This window comes from Nocardia sp. NPDC003269, from assembly GCF_042888005.1.
In the GTDB taxonomy this organism is placed as follows: domain Bacteria; phylum Actinomycetota; class Actinomycetes; order Mycobacteriales; family Mycobacteriaceae; genus Nocardia.
Genome location: NZ_JBIAPA010000002.1, coordinates 1827281 through 1844137 on the forward strand (window position 1 = coordinate 1827281; position 16857 = coordinate 1844137).

General features: G+C 70.7%; 12 protein-coding genes. 3 read left to right on the forward strand and 9 right to left on the reverse strand.

Annotated features, from left to right (window positions below; genetic code table 11):
- The first annotated feature begins 77 nt into the window (after positions 1-77).
- Positions 78-830 (forward strand): cobalt-precorrin-6A reductase, encoded by a 753-nt coding sequence (locus ACFYWJ_RS18845; protein ID WP_355275995.1) that lies wholly within the window; start codon positions 78-80, stop codon positions 828-830.
- A gap of 5 nt (positions 831-835) precedes the next feature.
- Here the strand turns inward: ACFYWJ_RS18845 and ACFYWJ_RS18850 are convergent, their stop codons facing one another.
- The 5 genes from ACFYWJ_RS18850 to ACFYWJ_RS18870 all read right to left on the reverse strand — a co-directional run bounded on the left by ACFYWJ_RS18850 (position 836) and on the right by ACFYWJ_RS18870 (position 4811).
- Positions 836-1378, reverse strand: coding sequence for a PadR family transcriptional regulator (locus ACFYWJ_RS18850; protein ID WP_355275465.1), 543 nt, complete (start codon positions 1376-1378; stop codon positions 836-838).
- A 135-nt stretch (positions 1379-1513) separates the two neighbouring features.
- Positions 1514-1984, reverse strand: coding sequence for a ubiquitin-like domain-containing protein (locus ACFYWJ_RS18855; protein ID WP_355284600.1), 471 nt, complete (start codon positions 1982-1984; stop codon positions 1514-1516).
- 164 nt (positions 1985-2148) lie between these two features.
- Positions 2149-3693 (reverse strand): precorrin-2 C(20)-methyltransferase, encoded by a 1545-nt coding sequence (locus ACFYWJ_RS18860; RefSeq protein ID WP_355284597.1) that lies wholly within the window; start codon positions 3691-3693, stop codon positions 2149-2151.
- Positions 3690-4325, reverse strand: a complete 636-nt coding sequence (locus tag ACFYWJ_RS18865) for a precorrin-8X methylmutase (RefSeq protein ID WP_355284594.1) — start codon at positions 4323-4325, stop codon at positions 3690-3692. Before ACFYWJ_RS18865 ends, ACFYWJ_RS18860 begins: the two co-directional genes overlap by 4 nt.
- Positions 4326-4373: 48 nt before the next feature.
- A complete protein-coding gene (locus ACFYWJ_RS18870) occupies positions 4374-4811 on the reverse strand; it encodes an Lrp/AsnC family transcriptional regulator (RefSeq protein WP_218718291.1) in 438 nt (145 codons plus the stop codon).
- 137 nt (positions 4812-4948) lie between these two features.
- Here ACFYWJ_RS18870 and ddaH point away from each other — a divergent pair, with 137 nt between their 5' ends.
- On the forward strand, positions 4949-5833 hold the full coding sequence (gene ddaH, locus ACFYWJ_RS18875) for a dimethylargininase (protein WP_355284590.1): 885 nt from the start codon (positions 4949-4951) through the stop codon (positions 5831-5833).
- Between the two features lie 36 nt (positions 5834-5869).
- Complete coding sequence (locus ACFYWJ_RS18880; RefSeq protein WP_355284587.1) at positions 5870-7060, forward strand: low temperature requirement protein A; 1191 nt, start codon at positions 5870-5872, stop codon at positions 7058-7060.
- A gap of 51 nt (positions 7061-7111) precedes the next feature.
- Here the strand turns inward: ACFYWJ_RS18880 and ACFYWJ_RS18885 are convergent, their stop codons facing one another.
- Genes ACFYWJ_RS18885 through ACFYWJ_RS18900 form a run of 4 tightly spaced genes read right to left on the reverse strand, consistent with a single transcriptional unit; the run spans position 7112 to position 16797 of the window.
- Entirely contained in the window at positions 7112-8386 is a 1275-nt protein-coding gene (locus tag ACFYWJ_RS18885) for a hypothetical protein (protein WP_355284585.1), read from the reverse strand.
- Complete coding sequence (locus ACFYWJ_RS18890; RefSeq protein ID WP_355284582.1) at positions 8386-11838, reverse strand: hypothetical protein; 3453 nt, start codon at positions 11836-11838, stop codon at positions 8386-8388. The genes ACFYWJ_RS18885 and ACFYWJ_RS18890 overlap by 1 nt, the downstream gene beginning before the upstream one ends.
- A gap of 24 nt (positions 11839-11862) precedes the next feature.
- The gene (locus tag ACFYWJ_RS18895) at positions 11863-13983 is read right to left on the reverse strand and encodes a hypothetical protein (protein ID WP_355284579.1); all 2121 of its coding nucleotides are present in this window, start codon (positions 13981-13983) and stop codon (positions 11863-11865) included.
- A gap of 15 nt (positions 13984-13998) precedes the next feature.
- Complete coding sequence (locus ACFYWJ_RS18900; protein ID WP_355284577.1) at positions 13999-16797, reverse strand: DUF6603 domain-containing protein; 2799 nt, start codon at positions 16795-16797, stop codon at positions 13999-14001.
- Positions 16798-16857 lie beyond the last annotated feature (60 nt).

The window sequence follows — 16857 nt, forward strand, 5'->3', positions numbered from 1 at the left end:
TACATGAAGTACACGAAGTTCATCGCGGTCGGCGCGTCGCCGGTCGCCGCAGGTTGGGCCGATGTCAGCGGGCAGCCCTGAGGGTCCTGATCCTCGGCGGCACGGGCGAAGCTCGGGAGCTGGCGCGGATCGCGTCCGGTGAACGGGGACTCGACATCGTGTCCTCCCTCGCCGGGCGGGTCGCGCAGCCGCGGCTGCCTGTGGGTCCAGTCCGCGTAGGCGGGTTCGGTGGTGTCGAGGGCCTCCGAACCTGGCTGCGTGAGAACGCGATCGATGCCGTCGTGGACGCGACTCATCCCTTCGCCGCGCAGGTCACCTCCCACGCGGCGACCGCCGCGGACGATCTGGGCATCCCCGCGCTGCACCTGCGGCGACCCGAGTGGGTGCAGCGCCGCGGTGACCTGTGGACGCGGGTGCCCGACCTGTCGTCGGCGGCCGCCGCCCTGGCCGCCCATGGTGAGCGGGTGCTGCTCACCATCGGCAGGCAGGGGGTCGGCGCGTTCGCGGGCTGCGGGCGGCACCGGTTCGTCATCCGCTCGATCGACGCGCCCGCCGCGCCACTGCCCCCGCGCTACGAACTGCTGCTGGCGCGAGGACCGTTCACCTTCGACGACGAGCTGGTGCTGATGTCACGGCACCGGATCGACGTGCTGGTGACCAAGAACAGCGGCGGTGCGCAGACGGAGGCGAAGATCTTCGCGGCCCGCACCGCGGGCCTGCCGGTGGTGATGATCGATCGGCCGCCGCTGCCGGTCGGCGCGGTGACCGTCGACGAGGTCGGCGCCGCGGTGGACTGGCTGCACGACGCGGCCTCACCCCGGGTGCGCTGAGCTGCTCACTGCGGTCGCGGCCCCGTGAAGATGCGGGGCAGCTGGTCGAACCAGTGCAGTACCGCCCGTTCGTAGGCGATGCCGAATTCGAGGGTGGCGCGCTGATGGGGCGCGAGCGCGGTCGGGTCCTCGTCGAGGTAGCGGTCGAGCCGGTCCTGGTGGATGTTCTTGTTGGCGGCGATGATCCGGTCGCGATGCGCCGGGTCGAGGTGTTCGCCGAAGGAGAGGGTGAGCAGCAGCGGTACCCGGATCGTCTCGGCGCCGGGATCGCGGGCGATCCACTCGGCGAAGGCCTCGCGGCCGGTGTCGGTGATCCGGTAGGGCGTGCGCTCCCTGGCGCCCCGTTCGCCCTTGGTCACCAGGCCCGCGGCGTCCATGGCGGTCAGCTCGCGATACACCTGGCTCTGGGTGATCGTCCAGAAGTCGCCGATCCGTTGCTGGGCCTGGGTCGCGAGATCCCAGCCCGACATCGGGCCCTCGTGCAGGAACCCCAGCAGTGAGGCCGCGGTGGAGTTCAGCGGGCGGCGTCGAGTCGCGGTATCGGTCAACGGTCAACTCCCTTCGAACGACATTCCTAAGTGGAATGTTACGCCTGGGTGCGCTGTCCACCAAGACCGGAGGTGTTGCGGTGTGTTCGCCCGGCGCGGCGGTGGCCCGGGCGGGGCCACCGCCGCGCGGGTCGATCAGCGCAGGGCGAGGGTGACGGTGTCGCCGTCGCCGAGCTGGTACTGCGCGAGCGGGGTGCCGTCGGCGAGCTCGACGTCACCGTCGACCAGCAGTCGCTGCTGCTCGGCGGGGATGCCGGTCTGCTCCGCGACGAGCGCCTTCAACGCGTCGACCTGCGCCGCCGCGTCGACGGTGACCGGGAAGCTCGCCCCGTCGGCGTTCGTGACCGCCAGTGTGAGGGACTCCGCGATCGGTGACGCGGGCGCGCCGGGCAGACCCGGAAGGCCCGGCAGGCCGGGGGCGGCGGGAGCCGCGGGCTCCGCGGAAGCACCCGGTGCGCCGGGCAGCGCGGGGGCGCCGGGAATCGGTGGTGCGGGCTGCGCCGACGCGACGGCGGGAACGACCAGGGCGGCCATCAACCCTGCCGCCAGCGCGCGGCGTAACGAGATGGAGCGGGCGGAGCGACGTGCGTGGTGCTGAACTCTCATCGTGGTGAGTCCTTTCATCGTCCACGAGGACGCGTTGGGGAATCGAACCAGGAAACGAGATGTCACGCTGTGCCATGGCGGGCCGGGCCCGCCGCACCCCAGTGTGCCACCGGACACCCCGGATCCGGCTGACCTCGGGGTGTCCTCGTGGCGGATCGCGCGGGCTAGACCGTCGTGCTGTACCGCCGCGAGGTGAACACGCGGGTGCCCTCGCTGGTCTGGAACGCGGCGGTGGTGGACGAGCCGATGATCAGCAGCGTCCGCATGTCGACCTCGTCCGGATCGAGCTCGCCGAGGGTGATCACCCGGACCGATTCGGTCGGCCCGCCGACATCGCGGCCGAGCACCACCGGCGTCTCCGGCGCGCGGTGCGCCAGCAGCACATCGCGCATGGCGCCGATCTGCCAGCGGCGCTGCGACGAGGCCGGGTTGTAGACGGCGATCGCCATATCGGCGGCGGCGACAGCCGAAAGGCGCTGGGCGACAACGTCCCACGGCTTGAGCCGGTCGGAGAGCGAGATCATCGCGTAGTCGTGCCCGAGCGGCGCGCCCACCCGGCTGGCGACCGCGTTGGCGGCGGTGAGGCCGGGCAGCACCCGCACCGGCACCTGCGCGAACTGCGGCTCGGCCGACACCTCGAGCACCGCGGCGGCCATCGCGAACACCCCGGGATCACCCGAGGACACGACCGCGACCCTGGCGCCCCGCTTGGCCAGATCCAGTGCCATGGCGGCCCGTTCGGACTCGACCTTGTTGTCGCTGGCGTGCCTGCGCTGTCCCGCACGGGCGGGCACGCGGTCGATGTAGGTGGTGTAGCCGACGAGATCGGTGGCCTCGGCCAGCGCGGCGGTGACCTCCGGCGTCGTCCAGGCGGTGTCGCCGGGGCCGAGCCCGACCACGACGACCTCGCCCGGGGTGACCGGCTCGGCCGGGGACTCGGCGGCGGCCGCGGCCCTGTCCCTGGCGACGATCGGGGTGGTCGGCTTCGGGCCGGGCACCAGGGTGATCGCGAAGTAGGGCACGTCGGCCTCGTCGACGTCGGCGGCGGCCAGCACCCGTTCGCGGGTGCTGCTCGCGCGCTCGACATAGTAGGCGTCGTCGAGCCGCCCCGCGTCCGAGAGTGCCTGGCGCACACCGGGATAGGTGCGGCCGAGCTTCATGATCGCCGCGGCGTCGGTATCGCGCAGGCGACGGGTGAGCTCCTCGACCGGCATGGTGCCGGGGAGCACGGTGAGTACCTGCTCGCCCTCGACCAGCGGCGTGCCCAGCGCCGCCGAGGCCGCGCTGACGGAGGTGATCCCGGGGACGATCTCGGCCTCGAACCGGTCGGCCAGCCGGCGATGCATGTGCATGTAGGAGCTGTAGAACAGCGGGTCACCGGCGGCCAGCAGGGCGACCGAGCGCCCCGCCGCCAGGTGCACGGCGAGCCGGGCCGCGGCCTGCTCGTAGAACTCGTCGATCGCGCCCTGGTAGCCGCCGGGATGATCGGTGGTCTCGGTGGTCACCGGGTAGACCAGGTGCTCCTCGATCTGGCCGGCGCGCAGGTACGGCTCGGCGATCCCGCGCGAGATGCTGCGCCCGTGCCGGGCGCTGTGGAAGGCCACCACGTCGGCGGCGGTGATCAGGCGGGCCGCCTTCACCGTCACCAGTTCCGGATCGCCGGGGCCGAGGCCGATGCCCCACAGTTTGCCGGTGCTGATCTCGCTCATTCCTGTTCGCTCGCGATCGCGTTGAGGGCCGAGGCGGTGATCGCGCTGCCGCCGCGGCGGCCGCGCACGGTGAGGTACTCGACCCCGCCGAAGTCGATCAGCGCCTGCTTGGATTCGGCGGCGCCGATGAAGCCGACCGGGATGCCGATGATCGCGGCGGGCGTGGGGGCGCCCGCGTCGAGCATGTCGAGCAGGTGGAACAGCGCGGTGGGCGCGTTGCCGATGGCGACCACGGCGCCGTCGAGCTGATCGCGCAGCAGTTCCAGCGCGGCCACCGACCGGGTGTTGCCCAGCTCGGCGGCCAGCGCGGGCACCCGCGGGTCGGTGAGGTTGCACAGCACCGCGTTGTCGGCGGGCAGCCGCTTGCGGGTGACGCCGGCGGCGACCATGTTCGCGTCGCAGATGATCGGCTTGCCCGCGCGCAGGGCGGCGCGGGCCGCGGCGACCACGCCGGGGGAGTAGGCGATGTCGCCGGCCAGGTCGACCTGCCCGCAACCGTGGATCATGCGCACCGCGACCCGCTCGATATCGGCCGGGAAACCGGCCAGCTCGGCTTCGGCGCGGATCGTCGCGAACGAGCGCCGATAGATCTCGGCCCCGTCGGTGAGGTAGCTGGTACGCACGTCGGACATGCCGACCACCCTAGAACCTGTGTCCGGCGGCGTTTCCGCCGCGGTGGCTCAGGTGCGCGGCCGCTCGAGGATGCGCGACATCACCAGCGAGCTGCGGGTGCGGCCGACGCGCGCGTTCTCCCTGATCCGCTCGACCGTCACCTCGATCTCGGCCATGTCGGTGGCCATCACGTGCACCAGCGCGTCGGCCTCGCCCGCGATCGTCCACACGCCGACGACCTGCGGAATCGGTTCCAGGGTGCGGCGCAGTTCGGCGGGGGAGATGTTGTCGCGGTAGTACACCTCCACATAGGCCTCGGTGGTCCAGCCCAGCGCCGCGGGATTCACCTGCGCGGTGAACCCGGTGATCTGCCCGCTGGCCACCATCTTGTCCACCCGCCGCTTCACCGCGGGCGCCGACAACCCGACCACCGCGCCGATCTCCTGGAACGAGGCGCGGGCGTGGGTGAGCAGGACCGACAGGATGCGGCGATCGATATCGTCCACGTCACTCCTTCGCCGATGAGACGCAAGATTTCTCCATTCTGACACCGGAATGCGCAACGAATCGGTGTTCCCCGTGCAACGCGTGCACATTTACCGTCGTAGCAACACGTCGATCCGCGCAGCCACCGGGAGTCCTGATGACCGCCGCAGCCCCCCTTCGCGCCACCACCTCCGCGCGGGTCGCCCCGGCGCCCGCACGGGTCGCCACCCCGCGCCGCTATGTCATGTGCAGGCCCGACCACTTCGCGGTCGCCTACGCGATCAATCCCTGGATGGACCCCGCCGCCCCGGTGGACCGGGCGCGGGCGCTGGCCCAGTGGGAGATCCTGCGGGCGGTGCTCGAGGAACAAGGGCACACCGTGGAGACCGTCCCCGGCGAACCGGGCCTGCCCGACATGGTGTTCGCGGCCAACAGCGGGATCGTGATCGGCGGGCACGCGCTCTCGGCCCGGTTCGCCCACCCCGAGCGGGCGGCGGAGGGTCCGGCGTTCCACCGCTGGTTCGCGGCCAGGGAACTGCGCGCGCTCGCGCCCGCGTCCGAGACCAACGAGGGCGAGGGTGATTTCACCTTCGCCGGGCAGCGGATCCTGGCCGGTGTCGGTTTCCGCTGTTCGCTGTCCGCGCACGCCGAGGTCGAGCGGTACTTCGACCTGCCGGTGGTGTCGCTGGAACTCGTCGATCCGCGGTTCTACCACCTCGACACCGCGCTGATGGTCCTCGACGACACCACCATCGCCTACTACCCGGCCGCGTTCGGCCAGGCCGCCCGCGATGTGCTGGCCGCGCTGTACCCGGACGCGATCCTGGCCGACGAGAACGACGCGCTGTCGTTCGGCCTCAACGGCGTCAGCGACGGGCACCACGTCTTCCTCGACCCGGGCGCCACCGGTCTGATCGCCGCCCTCCGGGACCGCGGATTCGCGCCGGTGCCGGTCGACATGTCCGAACTGCGCAAGGGCGGCGGCGGCGTGAAGTGCTGTGTGCTGGAACTGCACACGCGCCGCGACACGACCGCCGGGTAGCCAGGGGCAGGCCCGCGACGCCCACATACTGTCCGGGTGGCACACCCGGAGCAGACCACGGCGGAACGGCGCGCCAGCTGGACCGAGCTGTTCTTCGACCTCGTCGCCGTCGCGGGGATCGGCCAGCTCACGCACCTGCTGCACCGGGGTCCGTCGCTGGGCGAGTTCGGCCTGTACGCGCTGCTGTATCTGGCGTTCTGGGTGGTATGGGCCTGCGTCACCGTGTACAGCAATGTCGCGGGCGAGCAGGCGCGCACCACCCTGGTGTTCGGCTGCATGTTCGGCCTGTGCGTGATGATGGCGGCCGTCGACGGGATGCCCGAGGACCACGCGAACGTCTTCGCCGCGATCTACGTGGTGGTCCGGATCGCGTCGTCCTCGGCGTGGGGGCGCGGCCAGGTGGTGGTGGACTGGCCGATCGCGCAGATCGGCTCCGGCACACTGCCGTGGCTGGTCTCGCTGTGGGTGCCCGCGCCGGGGAAGTTCGTGCTGTGGGGCGTCGGCCTGGCGATCGATCTGTGGGTGATGTTCACCGTCGACGCCGAACGGTTGATGCTCGACGCGCAGCGGCGGGTGCGCTCCCGGCTGCGCCGTCGCCGTCCCGGTCCGCCCCGTCCGCCGCGCCGCCCGCCGCCGCGACTGCGGATGCTGCACGCGGAGCCGGGACATCTGGGCGAGCGCCTCGGCCAGTATCTGATCATCGTGCTCGGGGAGGGTGTGATCTCGGTGATCGCGGCGGTGTCGGTGGAGGAGTGGACGGTGCCGGTCGCGGTGATCGGGGTGTGCGCGTTCCTGTGCCTGCTCGGCATGTGGGGCCTGACGCTGCACTACGGGTTCGTGCCCCGCATGATGGACGCCGCGACCCGCACGATCGACGTGACCCGGCACCGGGTGATGGCCACCCACTGCGCGCTGAGCGGGACCGTGGCGACTGTCGCGGCCGGCCTCGGCCTGGTGGCCGCGCACCCGTCGGGGCACCTGCCCGCCGGCATCGGCTGGGTCCTCGGTGGCGGCGCCGCGGCCTTCTTCCTGGTCTGCGGACTGGGCGGGCTGGCCAGCGTGGGCCCCCGCTGGTTGCTGCGCTGGCCGCTACCGTGCCTGCTGGCCGCGCTGGTCCTGGCCTGGGCGGCACCACATCTCGGCGGGATGTGGCTGGTGGTCGGCGTGACGGTCACGTTGACGGTGGCGGTCGTCTCGGAGACCTACCGCGCGCGTGGAGGGCGCTGAACGGTTGCCCCACCACACCCGTGGCGCGGACTTCGCCCGTCACCTCCGAACTCAGTCGACTCCATGCTGCGCCTTGATCGGCACGCCGAAGTCGGCGCACTTCGCGTCGAGCCGCAGCACGGCGGCCGGACTCACCGTGAACGAGCGAACCGCGAGCCGGTGAGTCACGTTGTGCTCGAGCGTCACATGGAGATAGCGATACGCCAGTGGACCGTCCGGCGAGGTGAACGTGAACTCTGGAGCCCAGCTGAAGCCCAGCTGGGTCCATCCACTCGTGCCGTCGGTCTGGGCTCCGTACACCTTGAACCCGCCCGCCGGAAAGGTTCCGGAGCTGGTGCCGGTGAGGATTTCGATCGTGTGGAACGGCGGCGCGTATTCTCCCCGGTCGAGAATGAGGCGACATCCCGCGAGTTGATGCGCGGTACTCATGTAGTAGGTGTCGGGCGAGCCGTCGAGCATGTGCTCGAGCGGATGCTCCGGGTCGACCCCGAGATTCCTCTGCGCGATGGACTGAGTGCCACCCACGCACAGTTCGTCGATGACGGTCAGGCGGCGGACCGTCAGGTCGGGGACCCGCACCGTGACGGTGACCGACAACGTCCGCTCGACGGTTCCGCTGCCCTCCTGCACGGTCCCCCGCAGGTAGAACACCGTCGTGCGCGTGATATTCGGCGCCGTGTAGGTGGCCTTGTTCGTGACGTCGATCTCGGCGACGTCGTAGAGCAGTTTCAGCGACGACACACCGCCGGCCTCCCAGGTCAGCCGCACGGAGTCACCGTTGTCGATGATCAGCTGATCGGCGGTGAAGTTCTCGAGCACGAAGTCGGGCGGGAACTTGCCGACATTGATCGCGATGCTCCCGGTCTCCCAGACGCCGTCGCCGTCGACCTCCCGCCACTCCATCGCGATGACCAGCACCGTGCTCCCGACCACGGAGTTGATGCGCGCGTCCATCAACTGGATCGTGACGCCCTCGTCGCGCCCGATGACGGTGTATTCCGCCGTCGGCGTGAAGGTGATCGTCTTCGCCGTCGGGTCCGTGCGTGGCGTCCAGTCCTTCAAGCTGATCTGTGGGGCGATGCTGGTGATATCCGGTGTCAGATCGCTGGCGTTGGGTCCGGTCGGCACGGCGATGGTGATCTTGCGGCAGGCGATCGCCTGTCCGCCGCGGCGACTGCCGACCACCACGAAATCGGCGCGTTCCGGATCGCCGCTGGACGGTGAGATGCGCACCGGATCCGGATCGGTGTTCAGCTCGAAATACAGCGGTGTGCCGCTGGTGGCCTGTTCGGTCCCGGTCGCGTGATATCCCTGGACAATCGTCATCACCGTGCTCCTCGCTCGTTGCTGGTACGGCTGTACTGGGCGGCGTCCTCGAGAACCAGGAAACCGGAACGAATCTCGGGATCGATACCGACCGGCAGCGAGGCCGGGTCCGGCACGACGATCGGGAACTCGGACCATTCCGCGCCGACGGCCTCGGTCCACGACCACGTGCCGGTGGCGGTGGTGGGCTGGGGGAGCGTGACCGCGCCCGCTTCGGTGCGGGCGATCAGCAGCGGGCCCGCACGGAAGTTCACCGCCATGGCGGCCAGCGCCGTGTCGGTGAACCGTTGCGGCACAACGACCGAGGACACCGGGAGGATGTCGGTGGTGGCGTGCACGGCGGCACGGGGGTCGAGTAGCAGGGTCACGGTGGCGTTGCTGTCGCCGTCGAACGCCAGCTTCAGACGCTCGCCGATATCGATGGGTCGCAGGTATCCGCCCGATGCGGCCGGATCGTCCAGGACGGTCTCGAAATGCTCGTAGTCGTCGTCGATGACGCAGCCGATGAGTCCGTCGTCGGTTTGCCTCGCCTCGCCCAGGCGCACATTCCACCGGTAGGAGGGCATCTGCGGTGCGGGCGGATTCACCACCCGCGGCCAGGTGACATCGGTACGGACCGGCCCGCACAGCTCCAGGTCGAGCCGGGCGCGCACCAGGGCCAGCGGACGGCCGAGCAGGAAGCCGAGGCTGTAGTCCTCCGGACCGTCGGGGTCGATGGAGGCGAGGGTTCGGTCGATCAGGTCGCGGACGGCGTCGAGGACATCGGGGCCCTTCTGCACGATCACCGCCAGGTAGCGGTGGGCGTGCGGGTATTCCGCTGCCAGATCGTCGAATTCGGCGACCGGGGAGCCGGGCAGCGCGGTCCAGGCGACGATCTGCCCGCCGGACGGCGACAGCACCCGCCGCAGATCGCCGAGCGCACGGCCCTCGGGATCGTAGACGGCGATGGCGCGATCCAGCCGGTTGTGGATCAGCCACGCGCACACCGGATTCGCGCCGGGGATGAGTTCGGCGTCGTCGTCGGACCGTGCGGACAGGAAGTCGAAGCGCAGCCGGGCCGGTTGCAGGAGCCGGGGCCCGAGCTCCACGTAACGGTCGACTTGGACCTCGCCGACGGCGTGCTTCGGCGTCATGTATTCGGGCTTGCGCAGCTGATCGAAATACAGTGGATTGTCGATGAGATCGACCGCGCGGCCGAATCGGTCCACCACCGACAGCCGGATGAACAGCAGCTGCCCGGAGCGCAATTCCTGGAAGTCGGACTCCGGCCAGTCGTCCCAATCGAAGACCGGCCGTCCGCCGCCATCCGGCGATGCTCCGACACCGGTGCCGATCAATCCGGCGAGATCGCCGGTGGGAGCTCGGTTGACCATCGAAAGACGCTGTCCGACGGCCGTACTGAGCCCGTCGAGGCGTTGCGAGAGCTGGTCCAGGTTGTTCAGTTGCTCACGCAGGGCGGCCAGCAGGTCGGCGCGCAGGTCGGTGCGGCCGTCGGCGTAGCTGTCGAGCTGTCCGTCCTGGTCGTAGCCACTGGTGGGCATGAGGACCTGGCGGCCGCTGAGGGTGACGGCGGGCCGCAGGGTGCCCTCGCCCTCCCATCGGTAGTAGTCGCCGTCGAAGGAGAAGCGTTCCTGACCTGCTTCGACGAACGGGATGGCGGTGTACTCGACCTCCCACTGCAGATACAGCGGCTGCCACGGCTGCGCCCACGGGCCGGTGCCGTACTCCGGCAGTGTCCCGGTCGGATCGGTCAGGCTCGCACCGGTTTTGCGAGCCTGGTCGATGATGAGGAACTCGGTGACCAGCTTCGCCATCGGCCCGGGCAGGCCGGTGACGTTCACCTCCGCGACCTCCGCGGCCACCGTATCGGCGGTGATGGCGCCGATCTCGGTGACGAGTCGCTCCTCGACCCGGCACGGCAGGTCGGAGCCGCGGGTCAGCGGAGCGCTCAGGTTCGCGCCCTGCAGCATCAGCACCGGGTCGGCGTGCTGTTCGAACGGAGCCAGGGGCACACGCTGCAACTCGAGGCCGGTGCGCAAACCGTGTTCGGCGGCGTACGCGCGCGCCTTGGCGGCCAGCCCGTCGGCCGTGGTGTCCCACGGGATGTCGTCCCGCAGCGCCGCCACCTGGCCGGACAGCTGAGTCACCCGCCAGGCCACCGAATTCTCCCGCGCCGGGTCGAGCTGCCGGAGGATGCCCGGCGCGTAATCCTGCGGCGGATTCGGGTCGCACGACAGCGCCCACAGGACGTAGAGCCGCTGCTGTGCGCCGGCGAGCTCGCGCTCGAGGCCGTCGAGCTCGCGTTGGCGGCCGTTCAGATCGGCGGTGACCTCGGCGGCGAGGCGCTGGTCGGCGGCGCGTTCGGACTCCGACAGCGCGGCCCGCGCCTCCTCGCCGGCGCGGTCGACACTGCGCCACACGAACCCGCCCGGCACCGGCCCGAAGCCGGAATCGTGGGCCGCGCGTTCGGGGAACAGCTCGCCGTCGGCGCGGTCGTATTCGTCGAGCACACCGAGCGCGAACGCCCGATAGAGCTGAGCATCCTTCTCGCTCAACGCATTCGAGCCGCCCGACTGCTCCTGGAGTTCCCCCGCCGCCTCGCCCGCGCTGTTGCCGATCGCCACCGCGATCTCGTTGGCGTGCGGGCTCGCCGAGGGGTACACCCCGCCGGTGGGGCGCCAATCGATGCCGAGTGCGCTGCCGGTGTAGACCGAGCGCCGCGGCTCACCGAAGGTCGCGGCCAGCTGCCATTCCAGCCGCGACATCAGGTCGGCGAACCGTTCCCCGGCATGGTCGCCGACCGTCAGAATGTCGCTGTCCGGATCTGAATACCAGCCTGCGACGAAGTAACTCAGCCGGTCGTCGGTGCCGGGCGACAGATCGTCGAGGGTGTCGTGGACGGAGAAGACGTTCTTGTTGTAGGGCTGGAACACCGAGAACGTGAGGAGCCCCGGCCCGACCGCGGTGAGGAACTGCTCGCCGCCCGGCTCCTGCCACGCGCTCCCGGTGGTGAGGTCGACCCGTCGGCCGATCTTGGTGGCGGTCGGGGTGTCGGTGGTGGGGTCGAGATACGACACCGACCCCTCCCGGGAGTCGAGGTAGTCGCTGTGCACGATCCAGGTCCGCACGCCGCCGTCGGAGCGGCGCACCACCAGCCAGCGATTGGGCACCAGCGGGAAATCGCCGACCTCGCCGGTCTCCTCGTCTTGCAGACCCTCGCTCAGCGCCTCGGGCAACTGCCAGTGCAGGTACACACCGAGTCGAGACGCCTCGCCCGTCCACGTCTCGGACCCGGCGAACGGCGCGGGTTCCGGTGCGGCGTTGTCGTCGACGAACGGAACGAAATTCGAGATCCAGCGCTGGATGACATAGCTGCCGTCGGCGTCGCGGGTCCGGGCGTTCACCGCGAACGCCGCCACCTCGACCGGCACGATCAGAGTGTCGTTGGGCATGAGAATCCCTCCGGAGGACGGCGATCAGGAGCGGGCGAAGGTCTGCAACTGCGGCGCCTTGAACATCTGTAGTGCGAACTGAGCCGGCGACAGCGTCGGCAGCTCGTGAGCGGCGGCCAGCGCGGGCATCAGCGTGCCCTCGACGTCGAGCACGTCGTGAGAGGGGCGCAGGAACGCGCCGAAGCCGGGAGGGTCGGGGAACTCCTCGAGGTACTCGCCGACGACGCCGCTGAGCGCGCGCAGGTCGATGGTGCCGAGATCGCCGATACCGAAGTGGATGCCCTGCGGCGGTTCGGCGATGGTGAAGGTGTCGAGGGTGTCCGGGTAGAGCAGCATGAGCACGTTGCTGCCGAACGTCGCGCGGCGCAGTGGCTCGAGCACCTCCTCGCCGCGGAAGGCGGTGTAGAGGGTGCGCGGCCAGTGCGGTACCAGCATCGAGCGGATCAGCACCCCGCAGGCGGGTGGATCCGCCACCGCGGCGGCCAGCTCGTTGAGGTCCTCGTCGAGCGCGTGAGCGACGCCGACGCTCAGCGCGCCGTCGACGGCGGCCCGCGCCCACCCCGGGTCGACGGAGAAGAACCGGATGCTTTCCGGCGGAAGCATTCTCGGGTCGGGGACGAGATGATCGAAGGGCACCATCTGGAAGGCGGCGAGCCGGTTCAGCCACTCCTGCACCGGATCCAGGTGCTCGCGGACGGCCGACCGCAGCACCGCCCTGGTGTGGGTGTCGGACACCGTCACGCGCAGTGCGTCCGCGGACAGCGCCGACAGCGCGCCATTGCCCCGGACCCTCGCGGCGGCGGGACGGCGCGGCGCGGTAGCCAGCTCGGCCCCGCTGCGCGCCAGTGCGAGCGGCAGTCGCGACTCGAGCAGGTGATCGAAGGCGGTGCGCACCCGGCTCTCGCGTAGCGCCGCCCCCGCCTCGCGCACCGCGCGTCCCGCGATCAGCTCCGGATGCGCGGCCGCCCGGCGCGCGGCCCGCCTGGCCGCTGTGCGGAATTCCAGCAGCCGATTCCGGAACGGCGCGTCGGCCAGGGCCAACGTCCGGCCGAGGCTGAAGGCGCTGGCGTAGCCGGTGTCGAAGACACCGGACTGCGTCAGGTAGATCAGCGCCGCGCCGGCGGAATCGAGCCGGGGTTCGCGCGGGGGAGGAAGCGGCTGCGCGGGCGCGGCGGTGAACGGTCCCCGATAGAAGGCGATGCTGCGTTCCCCTGATTCCAGGCGCTGCGGGAGCACCGTCGCGCCACCCTGAAGCCGTTGCCGCGCATCGGCGTCCAGCTCACCGGGCGGCACCGGCAGGCACAACCGGAGATCGGGTTCGGCCGCCAGATTCGCCACCAGGTCACCGAACCCGATGCCGGTGTCGTCGAGGGTTTCGAACGTCCACGTGTGCAGCGACACCATCCGCACGCCCTCCGGTGGCGCCGCCGTGTCCCGCAGGTACGGCTCGAATCCTTCCACCGTGACCAGATGCGCCACGTGCCGTGCGGCGGTCGCGGCGGGAAAGCGATTGGCGACGACGACCGCGTTGCACTCGTCGAGATTCGGCTCCGGATCGGCGCCGCGCACGTGGTCGGCGTCCGGCCGCCCACCCTCCCGCAGGTGGGCGAGCAGCGCCGCCTCCGCGAAGGTCGGGCGGAGCTTCGTGAACAGCTCCGCCGGGATGTGGATACTGCGGCAGGCCGTCGCGGCCTCGCCGTCGAGCAGACTGTCGGTGTCGATGGCGGGCGGCGCACCCGGTCCGGCCTGCCCGCCGAGCAGTTGGGCGACCGTGGAGACGGTGACCTCACCGACAGCCTGGGGGTCGTCGGGCAGCTCGCCCTCCCGGAACACCAGCAGGAATATCCACGGGCTGCCGTCGTCCTCTCCCGCGGGCAGCATCGCCCACGGCAGGCCGGGGGTGTCGAGCGTGATGTGTGGCAGCAACTGGCTGTACTTCCCGACCCCGCCCGGCACCGGGTAGCAGGCCTGCACCTCGGAGTCGCCGAGCGTGAAACGCTGGGTGCGCACGTCGAATCGCTGATCGCGCGTCGGCAATGCGGCGACGGTCTCGATCTGCTGCTCCACGGTGAGGGTGTAGCGGCCGGCGTAGAGCGACGGGATGCGGTGGTCGAGGAATCGTGTGCGGTGCGTGGTGGTCGGCATCTCGATCCCTTTCGTTCAGCCGACGAGCATCGGTTCGGCCGTGAAGGCCGTCTGGCAGGCCCGGGCATACCCGGACAGGTCGCTGTCGACCTCGCCGAGGTCGAAGCCGAGCGCGGACAGCTGCCCGGCCAACCGGCGGCGGGCATCGGACTGCGCCGGGGCGGCGATCGTGCTCGCGATGGTGGAGATGACGTTCCCCGGCCGCTGCGGCACGGCCCCGACCGGGCCCGCCGCGGGGTCGAGTGGCTGACTGCCGTCGGGCGCGACGGTGTCGAAATCGAGCGCTTCCTCGTCGACGAATCCGGTCGACGTACCGTATCGCGGTGCGGGCGAGGTGAATTGGACGCCGAGCAGCTGGTTCTTCACCAGGTGCTCGTCGCCGTCGGGCAGGTCACCGGTGCGGCCGGAGCCCCACAGTTCGGCCGACACCGTCGCCATCCGGCGGGTGCGTGCCCACTGCCCGAGATCGAGGCCCGTCTCGCCTCGCCGCACCGTCACCCGCTGGGTGCTCGTCTCGCCGCGCCATGCGGTCGGCCGCAGGTCGACGGGACTGCCGTTCTCGACAGCGGTACTCGACGTGCCCAGGTACACCTCGGTGAGCGGCACGGTGGTGTCGGTGTCGAAGGTGAATCCGTTGGCCGACACCTCCCACGAGCCGTCACCGCCGGTCTCGCGGTTCTTGTCCACGAGCAGCCCGGCCTGCGGCAGCACCCGGACGTTGTTGCCCGCGGGCGGCAGCATGGCGGAGAATCCGGCCCAGTCCAGGTCGTTGCTCGCGCCGGCGCGCCTGTTGCCGAAATTGATGGTGAACGAGATGAACCACAGCTTCACCTTGGCGCGGCCGCCGGTGGGCGGACCCCAGACCGTCAGGCCGACACCGACTTCCACGGTGATGGTGATCCGCACGAACACGATCTTCACCGAGGCGGAGACACCCATCGACACGCGCACGCCGACGTCGAAGTAGAAGGGGTTCCACTGGAGGAGGGCGTCCATCTTCGCCTCGCACCAGGCGCGGACCGGGCCCGCGTGGAAACGCACGGCCAGCTGCCCGCCCGCCATCGCCGCGCCCGGGGTGAACGCCAGGTACGCCTTGCCGGAGATGGTGACAGCACCGGTCAGGTCCCAGTCGAAACCGACGCGCGGCACCGACGGATACCGCTGGGGAGCCAGGTAATTCCGGTGGTAGCCACCCACCGTGTAGACGAAGTCGCCCGCGTGCGGGCTCGGCCCGAACCAGCTGCGGAAGGCCAGGCCACCCTGCAGCCGGCAGTTCGGATCGAGGACGAACGAGTTCGGGGCGAGCGCCATGGCGAAGCCCATCTCGCCCTCGCCGGGCTTGAGCACCGCCTGCAGGTTCGCCGCGACGCGGGCCAGCTTGCGGCCGCCACCCCGGGGGAATTCCGCGGCGGCGGTGCCGAGCAGGGCGACGGTGAACTCGTCACCGACCTGCACGATCGCCATCGCGCGGCCCGAGACGAACTCGGCGAGGGTGAAGCCGAGCCCGGCCGCCACCCAGAGTTCGTCCACCCTGGGCGAGATCCACGGGTTGTCGCCGCCGATGAGGGTGCGCAGCACCGAGACCGGCTTACCGGACCCCGCGCCGATCGAACCCGGATCGGCCAGCGCCTTCACGAACGGGAAGTTCGCGACCTGCGCGACGTCTGGTACGCGGATGCGGCTGTTCCAGCCGAACCCCACCGACACGCCGGTCAGCCGCAGCGCCGGGATGCCGATGCCGGGATCGCCGCCGATGCCGGCGTAGCCGAAGAAGGAGGGTCCGGCGGCGCCCGACTCCGGGACCACGTACGCGCCCATGCCGGTGCCGTAGATCCCCGACTTCCCGCCCTTGAAAGAGAACATCAGCACGCCGCCGATGACCGTCCGGTAGGGCGATTCCGCCGGCGCCACGCCGAGTTCACCGACGATGCGCAGGGGTGCGTAGTCCAGGACGAGACTCGCGACGGCGCCGTCCTCGCCGAGCGCCAGCCCGAACCGGCCGTTGCTCCGCTCGTCGGCGGATCTGGTACCCGCCAGCAGCGCGAAGCCGTCGCCGGTCGCCACCGCCCGCACCGGGCGGTACGGCGAACCGGTGCGCCGGACGCGGGCCGCTGCGGGGGGCATCGGTCGCCCGAGCCCGTCCCGCCTTGAGGGATCGGTCGACATCGTGGGACGCGGGGTCTCCAGCCGCACCAGGAAATGATGTGGCTGGGCGCCCGGTCTCGGCAGCAGCAACCAGGCCCCAGGCGGTAGCTCGTCGGCGAACGGGTCCGGTAGCGAGGCACGCGACAGCGCATCGCTGTCCGCGGTTCCCAGCTCCGCCAGCCGGTCGGCGGGCAGTGGCCTGTCGGTGCAGATCACCCGCCAGCCATCGGCGGCCGCGGTGAACATGCGCTCGCCGTTCTCTCGCAGTACGACCGCCACGTCTGGGCCGGTCGCCCGCACTGTCGTGCCCGTGTGCTCGTCGAGGCGCAGGGTGAAGGTGTCCGATGTTCCGCACGGCAGCTCCGGGAGGTCGAACCCGGCGCACCGGGCCAGCAGGTGCGCGGGTGCTCCGGTCCCGGGGAGTCGCACATCGAGCGTGATGTCCGCGCTGTCGCGCGCGCGGCTCATCCGGGCCGAAGCGGGCTGGTCGGTGTAGGAAACCCGGGTGATCCCGTCATCTGTTCCGATTCCCGCGGAGAATTGCAGAATGCCGTCGGGAAACAGTGCGCGCAATCCGTCGCCGAAACCGAAGGAATCGACCGGAATGTCGACCGATTCTCCGACCGATTCGTCGATGAGTTTATGGAGCCACTGGATTCGGACCGTCACGAAAACCCCTCCCTCTCCGACACCCCACCCGCGGCCCGAGTGGGTAGCTGGCGTCAAGTG